General features: G+C 69.6%; 21 protein-coding genes and 3 pseudogenes. 16 read left to right on the forward strand and 8 right to left on the reverse strand.

All coding sequences use genetic code 11. The features are described from left to right. Positions 1 to 45 precede the first annotated feature (45 nt). Both ACWDEW_RS02765 and ACWDEW_RS02770 read left to right on the forward strand, forming a co-directional pair. Positions 46 to 1,110 carry a hypothetical protein gene (locus ACWDEW_RS02765; RefSeq protein ID WP_450508949.1) on the forward strand — a complete coding sequence of 355 codons (1,065 nt, stop codon included), beginning with the start codon at positions 46 to 48 and terminating at the stop codon, positions 1,108 to 1,110. A 113-nt stretch (positions 1,111 to 1,223) separates the two neighbouring features. Then, positions 1,224 to 4,427, forward strand: coding sequence for a tetratricopeptide repeat protein (locus tag ACWDEW_RS02770; RefSeq protein WP_450508950.1), 3,204 nt, complete (start codon positions 1,224 to 1,226; stop codon positions 4,425 to 4,427). A 24-nt stretch (positions 4,428 to 4,451) separates the two neighbouring features. Here the strand turns inward: ACWDEW_RS02770 and ACWDEW_RS02775 are convergent, their stop codons facing one another. Then, on the reverse strand, positions 4,452 to 4,667 hold the full coding sequence (locus tag ACWDEW_RS02775; RefSeq protein ID WP_450509471.1) for a hypothetical protein: 216 nt from the start codon (positions 4,665 to 4,667) through the stop codon (positions 4,452 to 4,454). A 25-nt stretch (positions 4,668 to 4,692) separates the two neighbouring features. Further along, a complete protein-coding gene (mca, locus tag ACWDEW_RS02780; RefSeq protein ID WP_450509472.1) occupies positions 4,693 to 5,556 on the reverse strand; it encodes a mycothiol conjugate amidase Mca in 864 nt (287 codons plus the stop codon). A gap of 156 nt (positions 5,557 to 5,712) precedes the next feature. On the opposite strand from mca, the gene ACWDEW_RS02785 reads away from it, so the two are divergent. Further along, a complete protein-coding gene (locus ACWDEW_RS02785; RefSeq protein ID WP_450508952.1) occupies positions 5,713 to 6,111 on the forward strand; it encodes a DUF4307 domain-containing protein in 399 nt (132 codons plus the stop codon). 168 nt (positions 6,112 to 6,279) lie between these two features. Next, the gene (gene greA / locus ACWDEW_RS02790) at positions 6,280 to 6,780 is read left to right on the forward strand and encodes a transcription elongation factor GreA (protein ID WP_450508954.1); all 501 of its coding nucleotides are present in this window, start codon (positions 6,280 to 6,282) and stop codon (positions 6,778 to 6,780) included. Positions 6,781 to 6,908: 128 nt separating this feature from the next. Here greA and ACWDEW_RS02795 read toward each other — a convergent pair whose 3' ends face one another. The 3 genes from ACWDEW_RS02795 to ilvA form a co-directional block, all read right to left on the reverse strand. Continuing rightward, positions 6,909 to 7,766, reverse strand: a complete 858-nt coding sequence (locus tag ACWDEW_RS02795) for an ABC transporter permease (protein WP_450508956.1) — start codon at positions 7,764 to 7,766, stop codon at positions 6,909 to 6,911. After that, positions 7,763 to 8,779 (reverse strand): ATP-binding cassette domain-containing protein, encoded by a 1,017-nt coding sequence (locus tag ACWDEW_RS02800; protein ID WP_450508958.1) that lies wholly within the window; start codon positions 8,777 to 8,779, stop codon positions 7,763 to 7,765. The genes ACWDEW_RS02795 and ACWDEW_RS02800 overlap by 4 nt, the downstream gene beginning before the upstream one ends. 173 nt (positions 8,780 to 8,952) lie before the next feature. Continuing rightward, positions 8,953 to 10,182 (reverse strand): threonine ammonia-lyase, encoded by a 1,230-nt coding sequence (gene ilvA, locus ACWDEW_RS02805; protein WP_450508960.1) that lies wholly within the window; start codon positions 10,180 to 10,182, stop codon positions 8,953 to 8,955. Between the two features lie 163 nt (positions 10,183 to 10,345). Here ilvA and ACWDEW_RS02810 point away from each other — a divergent pair, with 163 nt between their 5' ends. The 3 genes from ACWDEW_RS02810 (at position 10,346) to ACWDEW_RS02820 (ending at position 11,741) form a co-directional block, all read left to right on the forward strand. Further along, positions 10,346 to 10,843, forward strand: coding sequence for a MarR family winged helix-turn-helix transcriptional regulator (locus ACWDEW_RS02810; protein ID WP_450508961.1), 498 nt, complete (start codon positions 10,346 to 10,348; stop codon positions 10,841 to 10,843). A gap of 120 nt (positions 10,844 to 10,963) precedes the next feature. Then, positions 10,964 to 11,467, forward strand: a complete 504-nt coding sequence (locus ACWDEW_RS02815; RefSeq protein ID WP_450509474.1) for a sigma factor-like helix-turn-helix DNA-binding protein — start codon at positions 10,964 to 10,966, stop codon at positions 11,465 to 11,467. Between the two features lie 25 nt (positions 11,468 to 11,492). Then, positions 11,493 to 11,741 (forward strand): hypothetical protein, encoded by a 249-nt coding sequence (locus tag ACWDEW_RS02820; protein ID WP_450508962.1) that lies wholly within the window; start codon positions 11,493 to 11,495, stop codon positions 11,739 to 11,741. Positions 11,742 to 11,750: 9 nt separating this feature from the next. On the opposite strand, the gene ACWDEW_RS02825 is transcribed toward ACWDEW_RS02820, so the two are convergent. Further along, a complete protein-coding gene (locus ACWDEW_RS02825; RefSeq protein WP_019072828.1) occupies positions 11,751 to 12,905 on the reverse strand; it encodes a cystathionine gamma-synthase in 1,155 nt (384 codons plus the stop codon). 173 nt (positions 12,906 to 13,078) lie between these two features. On the opposite strand from ACWDEW_RS02825, the gene ACWDEW_RS02830 reads away from it, so the two are divergent. Beyond that, positions 13,079 to 14,197, forward strand: coding sequence for a hypothetical protein (locus tag ACWDEW_RS02830; RefSeq protein ID WP_450508964.1), 1,119 nt, complete (start codon positions 13,079 to 13,081; stop codon positions 14,195 to 14,197). A gap of 175 nt (positions 14,198 to 14,372) precedes the next feature. Beyond that, a pseudogene (gene msrA / locus ACWDEW_RS02835) lies at positions 14,373 to 15,084 on the forward strand (peptide-methionine (S)-S-oxide reductase MsrA). Positions 15,085 to 15,408: 324 nt separating this feature from the next. Here the strand turns inward: msrA (ACWDEW_RS02835) and ACWDEW_RS02840 are convergent. Continuing rightward, complete coding sequence (locus ACWDEW_RS02840; RefSeq protein ID WP_450508965.1) at positions 15,409 to 16,200, reverse strand: hypothetical protein; 792 nt, start codon at positions 16,198 to 16,200, stop codon at positions 15,409 to 15,411. 256 nt (positions 16,201 to 16,456) lie between these two features. Between ACWDEW_RS02840 and ACWDEW_RS02845 the strand changes: the two are divergent. From ACWDEW_RS02845 to ACWDEW_RS02875, 7 genes and pseudogenes are all read left to right on the forward strand, one after another. Next, positions 16,457 to 16,603: pseudogene (locus ACWDEW_RS02845) on the forward strand (DUF4291 family protein); the annotation flags it as partial. Between the two features lie 97 nt (positions 16,604 to 16,700). Beyond that, positions 16,701 to 17,360: a hypothetical protein gene (locus ACWDEW_RS02850; RefSeq protein ID WP_450508966.1), complete on the forward strand. Its 660-nt coding sequence runs from the start codon at positions 16,701 to 16,703 to the stop codon at positions 17,358 to 17,360. Between the two features lie 17 nt (positions 17,361 to 17,377). Continuing rightward, entirely contained in the window at positions 17,378 to 18,043 is a 666-nt protein-coding gene (locus ACWDEW_RS02855) for a hypothetical protein (RefSeq protein WP_450508968.1), read from the forward strand. A 72-nt stretch (positions 18,044 to 18,115) separates the two neighbouring features. Next, positions 18,116 to 18,292 (forward strand): annotated as a pseudogene (locus ACWDEW_RS02860) (DUF4291 family protein); the annotation flags it as partial. 40 nt (positions 18,293 to 18,332) lie between these two features. Further along, positions 18,333 to 18,665, forward strand: a complete 333-nt coding sequence (locus tag ACWDEW_RS02865; RefSeq protein ID WP_450508970.1) for a hypothetical protein — start codon at positions 18,333 to 18,335, stop codon at positions 18,663 to 18,665. A gap of 180 nt (positions 18,666 to 18,845) precedes the next feature. Next, positions 18,846 to 19,328, forward strand: coding sequence for a DUF6232 family protein (locus ACWDEW_RS02870; RefSeq protein ID WP_450509476.1), 483 nt, complete (start codon positions 18,846 to 18,848; stop codon positions 19,326 to 19,328). Beyond that, the gene (locus ACWDEW_RS02875) at positions 19,325 to 19,663 is read left to right on the forward strand and encodes a hypothetical protein (protein WP_450508972.1); all 339 of its coding nucleotides are present in this window, start codon (positions 19,325 to 19,327) and stop codon (positions 19,661 to 19,663) included. The genes ACWDEW_RS02870 and ACWDEW_RS02875 overlap by 4 nt, the downstream gene beginning before the upstream one ends. Before the next feature lie 449 nt (positions 19,664 to 20,112). Here ACWDEW_RS02875 and msrA (ACWDEW_RS02880) read toward each other — a convergent pair whose 3' ends face one another. Next, positions 20,113 to 20,625, reverse strand: coding sequence for a peptide-methionine (S)-S-oxide reductase MsrA (gene msrA / locus ACWDEW_RS02880; protein WP_431252639.1), 513 nt, complete (start codon positions 20,623 to 20,625; stop codon positions 20,113 to 20,115). Positions 20,626 to 20,920 lie beyond the last annotated feature (295 nt).

A 20,920-nucleotide genomic window follows, 5' to 3' on the forward strand; every position in this document is an offset into this window, starting at 1 on the left:
GACGACGCGACGCGACTCGGCGCTACGAGGAAAGGCAGTACAGGGGTGGCGGCAACGGACAACTGGCGCTGCGCGGACTGTGACACGTTCAACGAGCCCGCGAAGACGTCCTGCACGATCTGCGAGGGCACCCGGCGCGCGCCCGCCCCCGCTCCCGCCGCGGCCTCACCCCGCAAGAACGCTCCGCGGCCGTCCGTCAAACGACCGTCACCCGCCAGGCCGACCGCGGACTGGCGCTGCACCAAGTGCGACACGAACAACGGCACGTCGGACACGGTCTGTTGCGTCTGCGGCACCGGCTGGAAAGCGGCGACGAAACCGGCGGCCAGGCCGACGGCCAGGCCGACGGCGAAGAAGTCACCGACGAAGTCGGCCAAACCCGCTTCGGGCGGCCCGGCGAAACCGGCGCCCAAGAAGCCGACCCCGAAGAAGTCGACGTCCTCGGCGGGCTCTACGGGCTCTACGGGCTCTACGGCCAGGAAGGCCGCTCCGACGCGTCCGGCCTCCCCCGGTGCCACGCGCACGGCATCGAGCCCACGACCCGAGAGCCTCTTCCACCCGCCGCCCGCCGCCACGACGGGTTACACCCCGACCGGCTTCCGCCCGCCCCCACCGGTGCCCTCCACCCCCACTCCCCGCTGGGTAGCGCCAACGGCACCGGCGAAGAAGAACAACAGCTGTGCGAGCTGTCTGGGCGCCCTCGTCCTGGGTGTCGTGCTGCTCTTCGCCGCGAAGAGCTGCATCGGCGCGATCCAGGCCCACTCCGGCACGTCCGACGATTCCGGCAAGAGCCGGAGCACGGCTTCCTGCCCCACGCGCATCGCGGACGCGTTGCCGTCCGGCGACGGCGCCGAGCTGGTCAAGGCCTTCCGTACGAGCAACAAGCAGATCACGCTGTGCCGCACCACAGCGGGCAAGCTGTACTACTTCGGCGAGTTCAGCGATCACCGCGAGGCCGGCATCGCCATGTCCGCCAAGCAGACCAGTGACGGTTTCGAAGCCACCAACTCCCCGTATCGCTATGTCATCCACGACGGCGTCGTGACGATCTACAAGTCGGGCACACGAATCGGCCAGGAAGAGCTGGAGGACGAGCCTTCCCCCGAATGAGGAGCGTTTCGCCGCTTCCCCGCAGTGAACGAGTGATCGTCGCCCTCTCGCGCTCGCGCCTCCCCCGAAGGACACTCATAGGCCAGGGAGTTGCCGTCGGAGGGGGACGCGACATGCGGGACAGCCATCGGAGCGATGCCGAGCGGCTGTTGGCTCGGGCCGTGGAGGAGGAGGTGCGGCGCTCCGGCGGGCGCGTCGAGGGGCAGGTGCTGCTGGCGCGGTCCCGGGCCGCGCTGGACGCCATGGCGGAGACGGCGGCCGAGGAGTACGCGGCCTATACGGACGCGCTCGACGAGGCGGCGGCCGGGCAGGTCACCTTCGGGCAGCGGTACGCCAGGGAGGGTGGCGGAACTCCCCTGCTGGTGGCGGGCGTTGGCGCCGTCGCGGCGATCGTGGCCGACCTGGCGCTGGGTACCGGCACCGGTACCGCGCTGGGCGCGGGGGTGACCGTCGGTGTCGTCGGTGCGGCGGCGACCGTCGTGAAGGTGACCGCCTCCCATCTGCCGGCCGCGCATCACCGCGCCGGTGCCGCGAACCAGCCCGGCGGGCCCGAGCAGTTGCGGTTGCAGTGGCTGACGGCGCTGGAGGTGCGGGGCATCCGGCCGTTCCTGGACCAGCAGCGGGTGCTCGCCGCCTCGACCGGGCCGACGAAGAAACCGGGGCCGCAGCTGCGCGGTACGGACAAGAGTGCCGCGGCGCGCAGACGCAGTGTGCTGGAGCAGTCGTTCGGTCAACTCCCGGAGCCGGTGGGGGCGTTCGCCGGTCGGCGGGCGGAGCTGGCCCGGATCCGGCAGCTGGTGCAGGCGGCCCGGGCGAGCACCGAGACCCGGCCGACGGTGGTCGTCCTGCACGGCGCGCCCGGCTCGGGCCGCACCACGCTCGCGGTGCGTGCCGCACACGATCTGCGGGACCAGTTCCGCGGTGCGTGCGTGGTGGACCTGCGTGGCGACAGCCCGGGGGAATCCCCGCTGCCCACCCGGGACGCCCTGCTGCACCTGCTGAACCGGCTCGGCGCGCCCCGCGAACAACTGCTCTTCCGCGAACGCTCCTCACCCGACCAACAGGTCAAGCGACTTGGCGAGTTGTACCACCAGCACCTGACCGGCCTACCGGTGACGATCGTCCTGGACGACGCCTCCGATCCCGCGCAGGTGGCCACCCTGGTCCCGGAGCGCTCGGACAGCCTGGTCGTGGTGACCGCCCGCAAGCCCCTCGACCTGCCGGCCGAACTGGCCGCCTGGGTGCACCAGTTGCCGGTGGACGCGCTCGACGCGGCGGGCGCGGAGGAGCTGCTCGGCGGGGTGGCGCAGGACGGTTCGGGGCCCTACGACGCCGAATCCGACGAGCGGATCAGGGAGTTGTGCGGCGGGCTGCCGCTGGCGCTGCGGATCGCGGGCTCGTCCCTCGGCCCGCGCTCACCGCGCCAACTGGCCACGGATCTGGGCGCGTACGGCCCGGTCGAGCCCGTCGAGCGGGCACTGTGGCTGCGCTACACCGACCAGTCCGACCCGGCCCGCAGCCTGCTGCGCCGGCTGGCGCTGGCCGGCCGGGCCTCGCTCGGCGCCGCGGCGGCCGCCGCACTGCTGGCCACGGACCAGACGGAGGCCACCCGCCACCTGGTCGCCCTCTCCCGCGCCGGCCTCATCGACCACGTCCGCGGTACCCGCTACCGCCTCCACGACCTGGTCCGCGCCTTCGCCCAGGCCCGCCTCCTCGACGAGGAGGAGTCCTCGGAACGTACGGCCGCGCAGGAGCGGCTGATCGTGAACTACGCCGAACTCGCCGACTCCGTACTGCGGTTGGTCGACGGCAACATGTCGACCCGCTCTGACCGCTTCGGCCCGCACGGCTTCACCTCGCTCGACGAGGCGCTGCGCTGGCTGGACGACGAGTCGAGTTTCATCACCTCGACGCTGCGGCACGCGGAGGGCGTCGACCAGGGCGCCGTACTCAACCTGCTGGGCGCGCTGTGCGACTACTGCCTGCTGCGCGGCGACCTCTACCGGCTGGGCGAGATCAGCGAGTTGGCGCAGGCCGTCGACCAAGGGCTCCTTGTCCGGTCGGTGCAGTGGCGCACGGGTATCGCGGCCCGGCAGCTCGGCGAACTCGACAAGGCGCGCACCACCCTCACCTCCGTCGTCGACCTCTACATGGAGGCCCACCACGACGCCGGCGCCGCCCGCGCCCTCTGCTCCCTCGGCATCACCCTGCACCACCAGGGCAACCTCACCGAGGCGGCGGCGAAACTCCGCGAGGCCCTCGACCTGCAAGCCCCGCCCCAACTGGCCACGGACCGCGCCTGGACCATGCACGCGCTGGCCGCCGTCGAGCGCGACCGGGCCCGACTCCCCGAAGCCATGCGGCTGTTGACCGAGTCCCTGGTCCTGCACCGCGCGGGCGAGTCCGTGCACGGCGAGGCCTGGGCCCACTTCCAGCTCGGCCAACTCGGCCTGCGCATGGGCGACATCCCCCGCGCCGAGCACGAACTGACCACCGCCCTCGGCCTCTACGGCCGTACCCGCGACGCCCGCGGCGAGGCCTGGGCGCTGACCCAGCTGGCCCGGGCCCGGCTGGTCGCCGGCGACCCGTCCCCCGCGGTGGACGGCCTGCGCACGGCGGCCTCCCGGCACCGCGACAACGAGGACGCCCGTGGCGAGGCCTGGACGGTCTACTACCTCGGCCAGGCCCTGGAGGAGACCGGCAACCTGGACCTGGCGGTCCGCGAGCTCGAACGCTCCCGCACCATGTTCTCCCGCATGCGGGACGTCTACGGCCTGGCCTGCGCCCGGCACCACTCGGCCCGCGTCACCCGTGACCAGCGCGCCGCCCAGACGGGTTCGCTGCGCAACTCCGGCTTCGCCCGCCAGCTCCTCGTCGACGCCCGCGCCGACTTCCAGCGCATCGGCGTCGCCCACGGCGAGGCGTGGACCTGCCTGGAACTCGCGGTGGTCGACGCGGGCAACGCCCGTACCGCCCAGGCACTGACCCTGTGCGACGAGGCGCTCGGCCTGTTCACCTCGTACGGCGACCACCGCGGCGAGGACTGGGCCCGCTTCCTGCGCTCCACGCTCCTGCCGTACGCGGCCCCCGGCGGTGTCGAGGTCGGCACGGCGGTCGCCCAGGAGGAGCTGGCGCAGCTCGCCCGTACCCGGCACCCGTACCGCGACGAGAAACTCGACGACTACGTGGAGGCGTATCAGCTGCTGCTGGAGCGGGGCGTGAACCTGGAGGCGGGCTGGCAGGCGTGGCGGCTGGGCATGGTGCCGAGCCGACACGCCCGTGAGGTGATGGGGGTGGCGGTGCCGGACCGGCCCTGAGCACCCCCGCGCGGGCCCGTCCGGTCAGCCCTGCTTGGCCTTGGAATCGACGGCGGCCTCGGACTCCGACTCCGCCGTCGGGTCCGGGGCCTCCTTGAAGTCGACCTTGTTCATCTGCTTGCTCATGGACTTCATCAGTCCCCATACGGCCAGGGCCATCACCGCGAAGACGATGAAACCGAGGACGCCGGGGGTGACCTTGTTCTCGTCGACCTCGGCGAGGGGGACCAGGTGCGTCATTGCCAGGGCTGCGCTTGAGCTCATATCAGGCATTGTCGCGGATGCCCGCGAAGAGGTCGTCCTCGGGGAGGGAGGTGTCGACCAGAGACTTCGCGAGCTCGTACTCCTCGGTCGGCCAGACCTCCTTCTGGATCTCCATCGGGACCCGGAACCAGCCGCCGTCGGGGTCGATCTGCGTGGCGTGCGCGAGCAGCGCCTTGTCACGGATCTCGAAGAACTCGGCGCACGGGATGTGCGTGGTCAGCGTCCGGTCCCGCATCTGGCCGGACTCGTCCCAGCGCTTGAGCCATTCCCCGTACGGCGACTCCAGGCCCCGGTCGAGGAGCGCCTTGTGCAGTGCCTCGGTGCGCTGCCGGTTGAAGCCCTGGTTGTAGTACAGCTTCTGCGGCCGGTACGCCGGGCCGTACTCCCCCTCCGGGTACTTCTCGGTGTCGGACGCGCCCTCGAAGGCCACCATCGAGATCTTGTGGGTCATGATGTGGTCGGGGTGCGGGTAGCCGCCGTTCTCGTCGTAGGTGGTGATCACCTGCGGACGGAAGGTGCGGATCTGCTTCACCAGCTCGCCGGCCGCCTTGTCGACGTCCTCCAGCGCGAAGCAGCCCTCGGGCAGCGGCGGCAGCGGGTCGCCCTCGGGCAGGCCCGAGTCGACGAAGCCGAGCCACTCCTGCTTGATGCCGAGGATCTCGCGGGCCTCGTCCATCTCCTTCTTGCGCACCTCGTGGATGTGCTCCTCGATGTACGTGTCGCCCTGGAGCTTCGGGTTGAGGATGGAGCCGCGCTCCCCGCCCGTGCAGGTCACGACCAGCACGTCCACCCCCTCGGACACGTACTTCGCCATGGTGGCCGCGCCCTTGCTCGACTCGTCGTCGGGGTGCGCGTGAACGGCCATCAGTCGCAGCTGGTCAGTCAAGACTCAATCCTCAGTAAGTCGGCGCCCCGGTGTCCTGGGGTGCGATCGGCGCTTCTATAGTGACCGAATCGGGAGGCGAATAATTCCGGGGGCCGGTTTCGGAGGTCCCTTGAGCCTCTCGCCGGGAGGACGATCATGAGTACGGCGAGTACGCGACTGCCCGAGGGCCGCTACGGCAACTCGTCGGACGAGCGTGCCGACCACAAGCTCAAGATCGCCGGTACCGTCCTCGCGGCGGCCCTGCTCGTCCTCGTCGGGTACTTCGCCTACCACTATGTCGTCGAGGCGAAGATCAGCGCCGAAGTGATCACTTTCCAGGCCTCGGACAACGAGGTCAAGGTGCATCTGGAGGTCCACAAGGACTCCGGCACCACCGGCTACTGCACCCTGCGCTCCCAGGCCGCCGACCAGTCCGAGGTGGGCCGCGCCGACTTCCACTTCGGCGGCTCCGCGACCCGTATCGACAAGGTCGTCACCCTGCGTACGACGGCCAGGGGCACCACGGCCGAGCTGCTGGGCTGCCACTCCGACTGACATCACCCTCGTTGCGTAGCCCTTGACCTGCGTTGACGTATTTCTGATGCCTTATGTCCTCCCCCTGACGCCGTTGAATTGTTAGGCTCGTGGTTTCGCCCTTCCATGAAGGAACATTCTTCTGGGTAGGGCGATGCTTTGTATTCCCAGTACCTACGAGGAGCACCTGTGACCCAGACCAGCGAAGACGTCACCTGGCTTACGCAGGAGGCGTACACCAAGCTCAAGGAAGAGCTGGCGTACCTGTCTGGTCCCGCGCGCGAGGAAGTCACCGCGAAGATCGCGGCTGCGCGCGAGGAGGGCGACCTGCGCGAGAACGGCGGGTACCACGCGGCCAAGGAGGAGCAGGGCAAGCAGGAGCTCCGCATCCGCCAGCTGGTCCAGCTCTTGGAGAAGGCCAAGGTCGGGGAGGCTCCGGCGTCGGCGGACGGCGCGGTCGCGCCCGGCATGGTCGTCACGATCGCCTTCGACGGCGACGAGGACGACACGATGACCTTCCTGCTCGCCTCGCGCGAGTACGCGAGCGCCGACATCGAGACCTACTCGCCGCAGTCCCCGCTGGGCTCCGGCGTGCTCGGCCACAAGGTCGGCCAGGACGCGCAGTACGAGCTGCCCAACGGCAAGAAGGCCTCGGTGACGATCCTCAAGGCCGAGCCGTACAACGGCTGACCTGCGGGACGTGACCTGCGGGACCCGAGCCACGGGTTTCCGACGCTTCGCCTTCGACGAGCCCCCGGCCGCCTTGCGGCGCCGGGGGCTTCGCCGTGCCCCGCGGGATTCCGGTGTCCCGCGTCTCCTCAGGCCGTCGCCGAGCGGTACTTCCGCACCGCCAGCGTCCGGAATATGAGGATGATCAGGAGCGAGTAGATCAGTGAGGCCCACACCGGGTGCACCATGGGCCAGGCGTCCGAGGGCGACTGTCCCGGGTTGGCGAAGAGCACCCGGCAGGCCTGCACGGTGGCGCTGAACGGGTTCCACTCGGCGATGTGGCGCAGCCAGGGCGTCATATTGCTGGTGTCCACGAACGCGTTCGAGATGAACGTCACCGGGAAGAGCCAGATCAGCCCGCCGGAGGTGGCCGCCTCGGGCGTACGGACGCTGAGCCCGATCAGGGCGCCGATCCAGGTGAACGCGTATCCGAGCAGGAGCAGCAGGCCGAAGGCGCCGAGGACCTTGCCGGCGTTGGTACTCCCGTCCGAGCCGACCCGCCAGCCGACCAGCAGGGCGACTATCGCGAGGACCAGGAGGGTCAGCGCGGTCTGTACGAGGTCGGCGAGTGTCCGCCCGGTCAGCACCGCGCCGCGCGCCATGGGCAGCGAGCGGAAGCGGTCGATGAGGCCCTTGTGCATGTCGTCGGCGATGCCCGCGCCGGAGCTGGCGGTGGCGAACGTGACGGTCTGCGCGAAGATGCCGGCCATCAGGAAGTTCTTGTAGTCGGTGGCGCTGGTGCTGCCGCCGATCTGCATGGAACCGCCGAAGACGTAGGTGAACAGCACCACGAACATGATGGGCTGGATCAGCCCGAAGATCACCATCTCGGGGATCCGGCTCATGCGGATCAGGTTCCGTCGGGCGACGACCAGGGAGTCGTGCACGGACTGGCCCAGTGCGCTGCTCGGTGCCGCGATCGGCGCGGCGTCGGTGACGGCACTCACTTCGCGGTCTCCTTCTTGTGCTTGCGGTCCTTGGTGTCCGGGGCGGTGTCCGTGCCGTTGTCCTCGGTCTTGTCCTCGGCCAGGTGGCCGGTGAGGGAGAGGAACACGTCGTCGAGAGTGGGGCGGCGCAGTCCGATGTCGTCTATCTCGATGCCGCGGGTGTCGAGTTCGCGGATGACCTCGGCGAGGAGCTTCGCGCCGCCGGTGACGGGCACGGTGAGCTTGCGGGTGTGCTCCTCGACGGTGGTGTCGCCCTTGCCGAAGCCGCGCAGCACCTCCGAGGCGATCGGGATGTGCTCGCGCTCGTGCACGACGACCTCCACGCGCTCGCCGCCGGTGCGGGCCTTGAGCTGGTCGGAGGTGCCGCGGGCGATGACCTTGCCGTGGTCGACGACCGCGATGTCGTGCGCGAGATGGTCCGCCTCTTCGAGGTACTGCGTGGTCAGCAGCAGTGTCGTACCGCCGGAGACGAGCTGCTTGATGACCTCCCACAGCATCTGGCGGTTGCGCGGGTCGAGGCCGGTGGTCGGCTCGTCCATGAACATCACGGGCGGGGAGACGACCAGGGCCGCCGCGAGGTCGAGCCGGCGGCGCATGCCTCCGGAGTAGGTCTTGGCCGTGCGGTCGGCGGCGTCCGCGAGGTTGAACTGGTCGAGCAGTTCGTCGGCCCGGGCCTTCGCGGCCTTGGACTTCATCTGGTAGAGCTGGCCGACCATCTGCAGGTTCTCCCTGCCGGTCAGGTACTCGTCGACCGCGGCGAACTGGCCGGAGAGGCCGATGGAGCGCCGCACCTCGTTGGGCTGCTTGAGCACGTCGAGGCCCGCGACGGTCAACTTGCCGCTGTCGGGACGCAGCAGGGTGGTCAGACAGCGGACCGCGGTCGTCTTGCCCGCGCCGTTGGGCCCGAGCAGGCCCAGCACGGTGCCCTCGGGGACATCGAGGTCGACGCCGTCCAGAGCTTTCACATCGCCGAAGGTTTTCACCAGGCCTTCGGCATAGATGGCGCCTGGCATATCAGTCTCCACGTCGTCGGGGATTCTTCGAAAAGCCTAGATTTGCGCATGACGCTCCGCCTCCCGTTTTTCACAGGAACGGCCGCACGAGACACACCATAACGCGATGTATCGCGTCTCTCAACGGATTTCCTCGAACGAGTGACGGAACAGGTGACGAACGGGCTCTGACCTCAGTCGATGACCGTGTACCCCGCGTCGCGCAGGGCCTGGCCGACCTCGGCGCAGTGCACCGGCCCCTTCGTCTCCAGGTGCAGCTCGACCTCCACCTCCGTGAGCCCGAGCCGTGGGTCGGTCCGGACGTGGCTCACATCGAGGACGTTAGCGTCGACCACTGACAACACCCCGAGAAGTGTCGCGAGCGCCCCCGGCCGGTCCGTCAGCCGCAGCGTCACGGCCAGGTAGCGGCCCTGCGCGGACATGCCGTGGCGCAGGATGCGCTGGAGCAGCAGCGGGTCGACGTTCCCGCCGGACAGCAGCGCGACGACCGGCCCCTCGAAGGCACGTGGATCGCTCAGCAGCGCCGCGACCGGGCTGGCGCCGGCCGGTTCGACGACCAGCTTGGCCCGCTCCAGGCACAGCAGCAGCGCGGTGGACAGTTCGTTCTCGGTGACCGTGCGGACCTCGTCCACGAGATCGGCGACGATCCCGAACGGCACGTCGCCTGGCCTGCCGACCTTGATGCCGTCGGCCATCGTCGCCGGGTTCCGGATCGACACCGGGCGCCCGGCCGCCAGCGAGGGCGGAAACGCGGCGGCACCGGCCGCCTGCACGCCCACGATCTTCACGTCGGGCCGCAGCGCCTTCACGGCGACCGCGACACCGGCCGCGAGGCCGCCGCCGCCGATCCCGACGACGATCGTGCGCACCTCGGGGCACTGGTCGAGGATCTCCAGGCCCACCGTGCCCTGGCCCGCGATGATGTCCGGGTGGTCGAAGGGGTGGATGAACACCGCCCCCGTCTCATGGGCGTACTCCTGCGCGGCGGCCAGCGTCTCGTCGACCACGTGGCCGTGCAGGCGCACCTCGGCGCCGTACTCCTTGGTGGCGCTGATCTTCGGCAGAGGGGCGCCCTTGGGCATGAAGACCGTGGAGCGCACGCCGAGGAGTGCGGAGGCGAGGGCGACGCCCTGTGCGTGGTTGCCGGCGCTCGCGGCGACGACACCGGCGGCGCGCTCCTCGGGGAGCAGTCCGGCGATACGGACGTAGGCGCCGCGCAGTTTGAAGGAGCCCGTGCGCTGGAGGTTCTCGCACTTGAAGTGCACCGGTGAGCCGACGAGCTGGGTCAGGTGCCTGCTGCCTTCCATGGCGGTCACCCGCGACACGCCCGTGAGCATCTTCTGGGCGCCGCGCACATCGTCGAGGGTGACGGGTCGCAAGGAGTCAGCCGTGCTGTAGCTCATGACTCAAGCATCGCAGTTCACAGACGCGGGCCACGGCTGTGACCAAGCTCCGAGACTGGTTTGCGCAGCGCCGGTACGGGCCGCCTTCCATCCGCGTACCCTGTCCCCCAACCCAGCACCCCCTTCATGAAGCGAGCCCCCGGCCATGCCCACAACACCTGAAATGTCGATGGACATGACGACCGTCGGTGAACCCGGTCTCCTCGACACGCTGCAGCACGAGGTGGCGGTGTTCGCCCGCCGTGCCGAACAGACCCGGCTCGGTGGAGTCGGACAGGTGCGCAACTCCATGGACCGCGCCGCGTATCTGCTGCTCAACCGCCTGGACAAGGAAGGTCCGATGGGCGTCAAGGCGCTCGCGGCGAGCATGGGGATCGACTCCTCGACGGTCACCCGGCAGGTGGCCCCGCTCGTCGACACCGGGCTCGTCAAGCGGACCTCGCACCCCGAGGACGGCCGCGCGGTGGTGCTGCAGCTGTCCCCGCGCGGGCAGTCGCGGCTGGAGGAAGTCCGTTCGTCCAGGCGTCAGTTGATGGCCGAGCTGACACACGACTGGGCGCCGGAGGAGCGCGAGACGTTCTGCACGCTCCTCACACGCTTCAACAGCGCCCTCTCCGCGCGGATGGCGATGCCGGGCAACGAGCCGTCGAACGCCTCCTGATCCCTCGGTGCGTCGGGCACACGCGCGTGGTGCCCGACTCCCGCCCCTTCGTACCGAACTCTTGACCTCACGACAGCCCTGGCCTCAGATGAGACCGGGGCCGTCAGGGGGGAGGGCATGGTGCGCGATCGGCAGGTGTCCCAGGGTGCCCGCCGGGCCCGGGAGTTCGAGGCGTTCGTCGCGGGCGCGGCAGGGCGGCTGCTGCATGCCGCCACGCTGCTCACCGCGGAGGCCACGGACGACAACCCGCGCGCGCGACGCCTGCTCACGCTGTCGCTGGCCCACACGTACGCGTGCTGGGACCGGCTGCGCGGCGAGGACCCGTACGACCGTGCCCGGCAGTACCTGGCCAGCCGCTTCGCCCGGGCGGCCTGGCACCAGTACGGCGGCCTCGGCCGGGCCCGCCCGCACCCCGACAGCCCACTGGGCGCTCTGGCGCCCCAGGAGCGGCTGATCGTGGTCCTCAGGTTGTACGAGGGGGTCGCCGAGGAGCAGGCCGCCGCGCTGCTCGGGCTGCCCACGGAACGGGTCCGGACGATCTGCGAGCGGGCGACGGCACGGCTGCTGCATCCGCCGCGCCCCCCGGTGCCGAAGGTGGCGGGGGCCAAGGTGGCGCCGTCATGAGGTCGCCGAACGGGGGTACGCGCGCGTGAACAGGCCCGAGCGGGAGGCGGCCGTACGGCGGATCATGGACGGGACTCCGCCGCAGGTGCCGCCGGAGCTGTACGCGGACGTGGTGCGCCGCGGCGGCCGGATGCTGCGGCGCCGGACGGCCGCCAGGCGGCTGATGTGGCTGCTGCTGTGCGCTGGGGTGGTCGCCTTCACGGTGTGGGCGCTGATGGTCCATCCCTGGGTGGAGCCGCCGTCGGAGACGACTCCACCGCTGACGGGCTGGTGACGCCGTCGGCTAGCCCAGGGCCTGCTGCAGGTCCTCCAGGAGGTCCTGCACATTCTCGATGCCCACGGAGAGGCGGACGAGGTCGCCGGGGACCTCCAGGGCCGAACCGGCGACGGACGCGTGCGTCATGCGCCCCGGGTGCTCGATCAGCGACTCGACACCGCCCAGGGACTCACCGAGCGTGAACACCTTGGCGCGGTTGCAGACCTCGACGGCCGCCTCCTCGCCGCCCTCGACCTGGAAGGAGACCATGCCGCCGAAGGCCCGCATCTGCTTGGCGGCGACCTCGTGACCGGGGTGCTCCGGGAGGCCCGGGTAGAGAACGCGCGTCACGCGTGCGTGCCGGGTCAGCATGTCGGCGACCTTGGTGGCGTTCTCGCTGTGCCGGTCCATGCGGACCGACAGCGTCTTGGCGCCGCGCAGCACCAGCCAGGAGTCGAAGGGCCCGGCGACCGCGCCCATCGCGTTCTGGTGGTAGGCCAGTTCCTCGCCGAGCGCCTCGTCGGCCGCGATCAGCGCACCGCCGACCACGTCCGAGTGGCCGCCCATGTACTTGGTCAGGGAGTGGACGACGACGTCCGCGCCGAGGGCCAGCGGCTGCTGGAGGTAGGGCGTGGCGAAGGTGTTGTCGACGACGAGCCGCGCACCCGCGTCCCGGGCGATCTGCGCGACGACGGCGATGTCGGTGATGCCGAGCAGCGGGTTGGAGGGTGTCTCCACCCAGACGACCTTGGTCTTTGGGGTGATGGCGGCCCGTACCGACGCCGGGTCGCTGGTGTCGGCGACCGACCACTCGACGCCCCACCGGGAGACGACCTTCGCGAAGAGGCGGAACGTGCCGCCGTACGCGTCGTTCGGGATGACGACGTGGTCGCCGGGGCTGAGCAGCGTACGCAACAGGCAGTCCTCGGCCGCCAGTCCGGACGCGAACGCGAGACCTCGGCGACCGCCCTCCAGGGCGGCGAGGTTCTCTTCCAGGGCGGTCCTGGTGGGGTTGGCGCTACGGCTGTACTCGTAGCCGCCGCGCAGACCGCCGACGCCGTCCTGCTTGTAGGTCGAGACCTGGTAGATCGGCGGGACGACCGCGCCGGTGAGGGGATCGGCGGTGTTGCCCGCGTGGATCGCGAGGGTCTCGAAGTGCTGACTGATGTGCCTGTCGCTCATGGGGCCGAGCGTAGTGCGCTCGCGGGGCGGACGACGATCGGGAAGCAATCCACGGGGCAGTGGGGCGGGCCGTGATGGTTTTCCACAGGGTCGCGGGGCGGGGCGGCGGCGGTTTTCCACAGGGTGGGGGGCCGGGTTGGCCAATTGTCGGACGCGTCTGGTTCGCTTGAGGCATGGAGATTCTCTGGGTCCTGATGGCGCTGCTCATGATGGGCTTCGTGCTGATCCCGTTCCTGCGGCGCAGGCGCGGGATGATCGAGCAGGTCTCGCCGGGCCACCCGGACGCCGCGGACCCGGCGACGTACGGCTTCGTGCGCGAGGAGGAGCTGGACATCCGCATGCCCGGCCCCGACCAGGACCTGCTGGACGTCCTCGACCTGGTGCAGCGCACGCAGGACTACCGCGCGGCGATGCAGTTGCTGGCCGGCACCGAGATCACGGGCGAGCTGCGCTGGCAGCGGGTGCAGGCCTTCGCGGGCGCCGCCTCGCTGGAGCTGCAGCAGCGGCCCGGCGGGGTCAGCGAGACGCCGGGCGGGCAGTGGCTGCGGGTGTGGCGGGCCGAGCACCCGAAGGACGCGGGCGGCGCGGCCGTACACGCGGAGTTCCTGGTGCAGCAGGCGTGGCGCACGTCGACGCGGGGGACGGACGAGTTCCGGATCATCATGGAGGAGGCGAAGGACGCCTGCGGACAGGCGGCACTCCTCTCCCCCGGTGACCCGGTCCCGTACATCGTCGAGCTGTCGGTGGCCCGCGGACTGACGTATCCGCAGCCGGAGTTCGAGCAGCTGTGGCTGAAGATCCTGGACCGTGCGCCGGCCCACATGGGGGCGCATCTGGCCGCGCTGCACTACTGGTGCGAGAAGTGGCACGGCTCGCGCGAGCTGGCGAACTCGTTCGCGGAAGCGGCCGCCGCGCGGGCGCCGCAGGGTTCACTGCTCGCCGCGATGCCGCTCTTCGCGGTCTTCGAGCACCTCCCCGAGGTGAATCTGGTCAGCAGCTTCTACCAGAGCGAGGTCGTGGAGAAGGCGATTCACGGCGCGCTGTTCGCCGTGCACGCGGCCCGCCCGGACGACCCGATGCTGGCGCACGTCCGCCATCTGCTGGTCTTCTTCCTGGTCCGCGCGGAGCGCTGGTCCGAGGCGATGAACCAGCTCATACACATCGACGGCCATGTCGGAGCCCTCCCCTGGACGCTGTCGCCCGACCCGGCGGCGGAGTTCGCGGTGTACCGGGCGCTGGCGGTGGCGGGGTACGAGGCGAACGGCGGGAGCCCGGCGAGCCTTCCGCGCTGACGGCGGGGGTCGCAGGGGCGGCGGGGGCGGCGAGGGTCACAGGGGCGGCGAGGGCAGCAGAGACGGCGAGGTTGGGCAGAGGCCGCCGTATCCGAAGGCGGGACGGAATTCTCAACGCGCCCTGCCCGTTGTCGGTTCGGACTCGGACTCACCCCGGGGCCCGTTGGGAGAGCGCATGTTTCTGCACAGCCGTACGCCCCAGTTGCCGACCCCCGAGCAGGCTCTGCAGGGGTCGGCCGGAGCGGGTGTTCGCGGTCCCCGACCGCCACGTCGTCCTCGGTACGCCGTTGCTCGGTCCCTACCCCGAGCATCTGGAGATCGCCGACTTCGGGCTGGGCTGCTTCTGGGGTGCCGAGCGCAAGTTCTGGCAGCTCCCGGTGGGTGTGTGGACGACCCTGGTCGGCTATCAGGGCGGCTACACGGAGAACCCGCACTACGAGGAGGTCTGCTCGGGCCTGACCGGCCACACGGAGGCGGTCCGTGTGGTCTACGACCCGGCACTGATCTCGTACGAGAAGCTGCTGAAGACGTTCTGGGAGTCCCACAACCCGACGCAGGGCTTCCGCCAGGGCAACGACGTGGGCACCCAGTACCGCTCCGCGATCTACCCGCACACCCCCGCGCAGTCAGCCGCGGCGGAAGCCTCCCGCACGGCCTACCAACAGGTCCTCACGCGCTCGGGCTTCAGGACGATCACCACGGAGATACTGCCCGCGGAGGGGCGGGTGTTCTATCCGGCCGAGGGACACCACCAGCAGTACCTGGCGAAGAATCCGGCGGGGTACTGCGGGATCGGCGGGACGGGGGTCAAGCTGAGCGACGCGTTGGGGACGAACTGGGGGGCGTCCTGCCCGACGGGACTCACAGCTGCTCCGACGGATGACTGAGCGCACGCCGGGGTCCGTCTTCGGTGATCGCCGTATCGGCGAGTTCGGCTTCTTGGACAATTCCTCAAGGACCGTGATGTGAAGCGAGACGGATTGCGACGCGTCTTCCGCGATTACGCACTCGGGTTCCCGGAGTGATCCGCGAGCCGCGAGCCGCGAGCCGCGAGCCGCGAGCCGCGAGAACGGTGGCTCACTCCTCGGGGTGAACACCACGTTCCGCAACGATCGCGCGCGCACGGCCCGTGGACACGCCGCCCAGCGCGCTCCGTCTCGGGTGCGCACGACCTTCGCAGGTGATTGCGCAACGGTTCGGAGGCGACGCCGCTATACCTGCGAGGGTCCGTCGCCATCCCTGTCCGGTGACGGCTCGACGGACACTGCGAGATACCGGAACTCTCCGCCGGCTCCGCCCAGTTCGGAGTACGGCTGCCCGTCGAGCGGATATGTGCCGCGCAACGTGCACGTGTTCGGCTTGTAGGCGCCCTCGGCCCACAGCAGTGTGCCGGCGAGCTCACGTCCCTGGTGGATCCTGAACTCCCGATCCCGAGTCTGTCCGCGGCCGACGCCGGGCGGAGTCCAAAGAGATGCGTCATTGGTCAGCATGATGGCAAGACCGTTCTGGTCGGACCGTCGGCAGAAGCGCTCCAGCCTGGCTATGTCCCGCACGAAGTACAGGCGAGCGAGATCCGCGGCGGCGTGCCCCTTCAAGGCGTAGTCCTCGGCGGGAGCACCCACCGTGCCCGTCCATCTCCGGGTGAAGTACTTGAACTCGATCGCGGTTCGGGCCGACGGGCCGATGCACAGGAGGTCCAGATGTTCGGTGCCGCCCCCTGCCCGCTGTGGCACCTCAAGCCGGGAGTGCACATCCGGCGACAATTCCCAGAGGGTCCGCGCGAAGCTGTGCTGAAGATCGGCTTCGGAGTGGAAGACCGGCCTGTGCCTGCCCAGTTGCGCGATGACGTCGCCGAGAGAGACGCGTCCGGCGACAGTCCTGCTGCCGTCCATCGATGCCATGTCCACAGCCGCATCCAAGTGGCTCTTCGGGTGAATTCTCAAGCGGTGGCAATACCGTGCTGTCATTCGACACACGGCAATGGCAGACACGGCAGCAGACATGGCAGCACGGACTCGGTGAGACCAGAGTCGAGCTGAGTGAACCGTTCGAGACGAACTGGGGGCGGCCGACGGCCTGCCCGGTCGGCGCAGTTCCGGGATCGGAAGTCCCAGACAGGTAAGCGGTGTTGACCCCGGTCCGAGGAGGGCGGCCGTGGCACTGGCAACCAGCGTGGTGCGGCGACAGCAGTTCTCGTCGCGGCGAACGGCGGTCGAAAACCAGTGGCCCACTGAACCGGCCGACCTCACGCTGTACGCCATGGAACAACCGCAACACACGATCCGTGCGACCTACTCGGAATCCACGATCACCGTCTACCAGGCGTACTCCCCCGAGATCGGCCTGCCCGCCGCCCGCGACGGCCGTTTCCCCGCCGCGTGGAAGCGGGACAGGATGACATGGGTCATCAAGCAACGTTCACAGACTGCATCCACCTGTACGTGCGCGGTGGACCGAGGTTGCCTGCGGAACGGCCGGTCGAGGCGAGGATCATGGTCCCGTGATGAAGTGGACGAAGGGGACGCCTCTGGCCGAGCAGTCCGAGCATGAGCCGGAACTCTCGGCCTACCAGAGGGCGATGCGCAACCGGCTTCTCGCGGCCTCTGTGGTGCCCGCGCCCGAGCCCTGGGGACCTGTCTTCGAGTACGAGTACGGCGTCCCTGTCGGCGGACTGCTCGGCATCGGCTTCGCGACGGATCCCGATACCGGCCACGATCTGGTGATGGTCGTCTCGCACGACGGGCACGGTCTCTTCGACGCCGTCACCGGCGAGAAGATCGCAAGGGACCGCGACCCCGCTCCCGAGGACAGCACCCCCGACGCAGTCGCCGATCTGTCCTGCCCCGGGCTAGGGCCGATCGCCGGAAGCCGCGTAGGCATCGCCGGGCTGTTCGGCGGCGGGCTGCACACCACCACCGAAGACGGCTGGACCCTGGAAGTGGTCACCCCGGCCTGGCCGAACGATCGGATCCTGCTGTCCAGCGACGGCGGGCTCCCCCACACGGGTCCGCACGGAGAGGGGTGGTGGCACATCTTCCACTCGACGTACTCCACATTCCGTGCAACCGACTTCTCCCCCTCAGGCCTGACGATCGCCGTAGCGACGAGCAGCGACCTCACCCTGTGGACCCGCAGTACGGACGACCGTCACGCCGATGGCTGAGACATGACCGAGTTCGGGTGGAAGAGCAGAAGGAGGCGGAGTTGAGCGTCACAGGTGTGTGGATCGTCGGCGCCGTGCCTGACCAAGAGGTACGGAATTTGCTGAGCGCTTCGGTTCAGAACTCGTCGCCGGCAGCGGTGGACTGTGACGAGCTTGGGGAGCTGGCTTGGTGGCGACGCAAGGCGCAGGCGTCCATGTTCACTACGTCGACGAGCTCTCCCGGCAATTGGAGCGCCGACGAGGACGCACTCCGGCTGAGCACGTTCTTCGACGCCTGCCACGACGACTCCGACAGCGTGGAGACGCTGCGCGAGGCTGTCATGGACCAGTTCCCAACCGATATCGGAGAGAGTTTGTTCGTGGCCACGGCGCGCAAGGCAAGCCCCTTCTCCGCTCTCGCCTACGCCCTGGGTCCCGACGCGACGCTGCAACTGCCTGGCTGGTTCGGGGAGTTCCTTCTCGACGCCGAGCAAGTCCGCACTCAACTGCCTGCGGCCGAGGAGACTCTCACCCTGACCGGAGCCACACGTCGTGACGCGATCGAGCGGATCCATACGTGGATGACCGGGCTGGGTGACGATCCCGCCCACGATGCGGACGAGCTTCTTGACGGCCCGCTGCGCGTTCTCCGCCACGCCGCCCGTACAGGGCAGGGGGCGGCTGGCCAAGTCCGCTGGTACTGATCCAGTCGAACACCCGTATGCGCCCGTACACCGCGTGCCCTGTCGGACTTGGACAGACACCGCAAAGTCCCTGTGTACGGGCTCCGCTTCGTTGCGGGAAAGGTCTGTGAACACGGCTTGACTTGGGACAAGCCGTCGTTCCTTTGGATGATGTACCGCTGCGGCCAGGGCACGAAGGCGGGGTGGGAGGCAGTCCTCGGCGTCTGGATCAGCCGTGACGGCTTCGAGTGGGCGCTGCGCAATGCGTGTCCGTAGGTCGATCTCGCGCGTGCCGCCGAGGGAGACGGGGATGCCGCCCTGGCCGGAGGCGGTGAACGTGAGGGGCGCCGAAGCCGAAATCGCGGTTCACGAGTCACGGGGCACGAGTCACGGGGCGGCGGACGCCGAAGTTGTCCTCATCGACGCCGGAGAGCCGCGCTGGTCGCTGCCCCAGTTCTCGCTCACCGCCGTGGCACAGTCCGTGCGCTTCGGCGCACCCGCGAAAACGGTGTTCGTGAAGGACTACCGGATGTACGTGTTCGTCGTGCAGGCCGCCGCCGACGTCGGCGAGGTGATCACCGCGGCGAGGCCGCCCGTCAGCACGGTCATTTCCTGTCGCTTTCGATGTCAGGGCATTGCGTGACCGCGGTCAGAGCCAACCGTCATTCAAGAGAACGTAATTTGACCGATCAGGATGAAAAGACGCCAAAGCCCACCGCCGAGATGCCGATCACCTTACGGTCCCGATATCTCGGCATGTTTCTGCCGATAAACGACAGAGGAGGCAACGGTGGCACCCACTCACTCAGCGGTTCAGGTCCGGGTGAACGAAGGCGTTTTATGGGTGGCGGGTGAGGCCTACCCCCTGCGCAACATCTCCCACGTGGGACAACGCAAGCTGACAGTCGACAAAAGGGCGGCCTGGAAGCAGTTCATCGTACGCACGCTCATCTGCCTGTTCTTCGGCAGTTTCCTGGCGGCCGGCGCGGGCACCGTCGGTGTGCTGATCCTGTTCGCCCTGGAGGCGCTGCTGATCTGGCGGCTCGTCACCGCGCTCGGCAAACCGGACTTGTTCGGCCTGGTCCTCAACACCTCGGGCACTCAGCGCGACGCCGTGTGGTCCACGGACAGCGGCGAGATCAACTATCTCGTGGGCGAGATCACCAAGGCGATCGGCCACCCGGACATCGCCCAGGTGATCTACAACGTGCAGCACGCCGTGCAAGGGGACCTCATCAACCAGTACGGGGCCGGAAGCATCGGCAAGGCCACCCACAGCGGCTCCGGCAACATCGCGGCCTCATGAGCGGCGACAGCTTCCACCAGTACGGGGCCGGGAGCATCGGCAAAGCCACCCACAGCGGCTCCGGTGACATCGTGACCGGCGGCAAGAACGGGCCGGGGCCGGAGGCGGGGCCGTCGGCACTCGCCGGCCTGCTCAAGGAGATCGAGGAGTTGAGGCGGCACCTGGACGCGAGCGATCGGGCGGAGGTCGACGCGACGGTCGAAGAGATCCGTTCGAATCCTTCCGAGGAACGATTCGGCAGGCTGCTGCGGAGGATCGCCGGCATCGCCGCCGTCATCGGGGAGGCGGGGGTCCCGGTGATCGCCACCATCAAGGCGCTGCTCGGCTCGTCGTAGCACGAAAGGGCGGTCTCCGATGGGCGAGGAGCACGGCCGTGGCACCGGCAACTCGCACGGTGCCACGGCCGGTTCGCCGCCGCGGCCGGCTCGCCCGTGAAATGGACGTCACACTCGGCGCCGCCCCGGCCCCCTGTCGGCAGAACCGACTTGAAGAGGGGAGACCCGGTGAACATCGTCGTCATCGGGACGGACGTAACGACCGGGCGAACGGAACAACCGGGCGGCCGGAACAACCGGGCGGCCGGAACGATTGAGCGGCCGACCGGGCGGCGAGCAGGCCAGGGCCGACGGGCACGCCGTCACCGCCCATCACCGCCGTCACCACCCATCACCACCCGCCCCCGCCGTCACGCACCGTCCCGAGGACCTTCCGATAAGTGGTCCACGGCTGCGGGTGACGGAGGCGGAGGCGGAAGCGGAAGCGGAGGTACCCGACTCCGCCGCGGTCAGCCCTCCGCGCGTGCCGGCAGCCGCCAGCCCGGGCGGGGGAAGTGGCAGGTGTAGCCGTCCGGGTAACGCTGCAGGTAGTCCTGGTGCTCGGGCTCGGCCTCCCAGAAGGGGCCGACCGGCTCCACCTCGGTGACGACCTTGCCGGGCCACAGGCCGGAGGCGTCCACGTCGGCGATCGTGTCCTCGGCGACGCGCTTCTGCTCGTCGTCGACGTAGTAGATCGCCGAGCGGTAGCTGAGGCCGATGTCGTTGCCCTGGCGGTTCTTGGTGCTCGGGTCGTGGATCTGGAAGAAGAACTCCAGGAGCGCGCGGTAGTCGGTCTTCTCGGGGTCGTAGAGGATCTCTATGGCCTCCGCGTGCGTGCCGTGGTTGCGGTAGGTCGCGTTCTCCACATCACCGCCGGTGTATCCGACGCGGGTCGCCGTCACTCCCGGGAGCCGGCGGATCAGCTCCTCCATCCCCCAGAAACATCCGCCCGCCAGTACGGCCCTCTGCGTCTGCGCAGCCATCGCGATCCCTCCACTTTCTGTCGGCTCGGTCACCCACAGTCCACAACGCGCAGGGGCGCCCTGCGATTCCGTACCCCGTGCGCCGGCCGGAATGCTGGACGCCGGGGAATGCTGGGGATGCCAGGGACGCCGGGGGCGCCAGGGACGCCGGGGCCTCGGTTGCGGTGTTCGCGGACGGTGAGCCGGTGGTGGACGCACATGTCTCGGGGCCGGGTCGGGCGCACTGGGTGCGGCTGACGGCTGACGGCTGACGGCTGACGGCTGACGGCTGACGGCTGACGGCTGACGGCTGACG

The sequence above is a fragment of the Streptomyces sp. NPDC001100 genome, assembly GCF_053598575.1.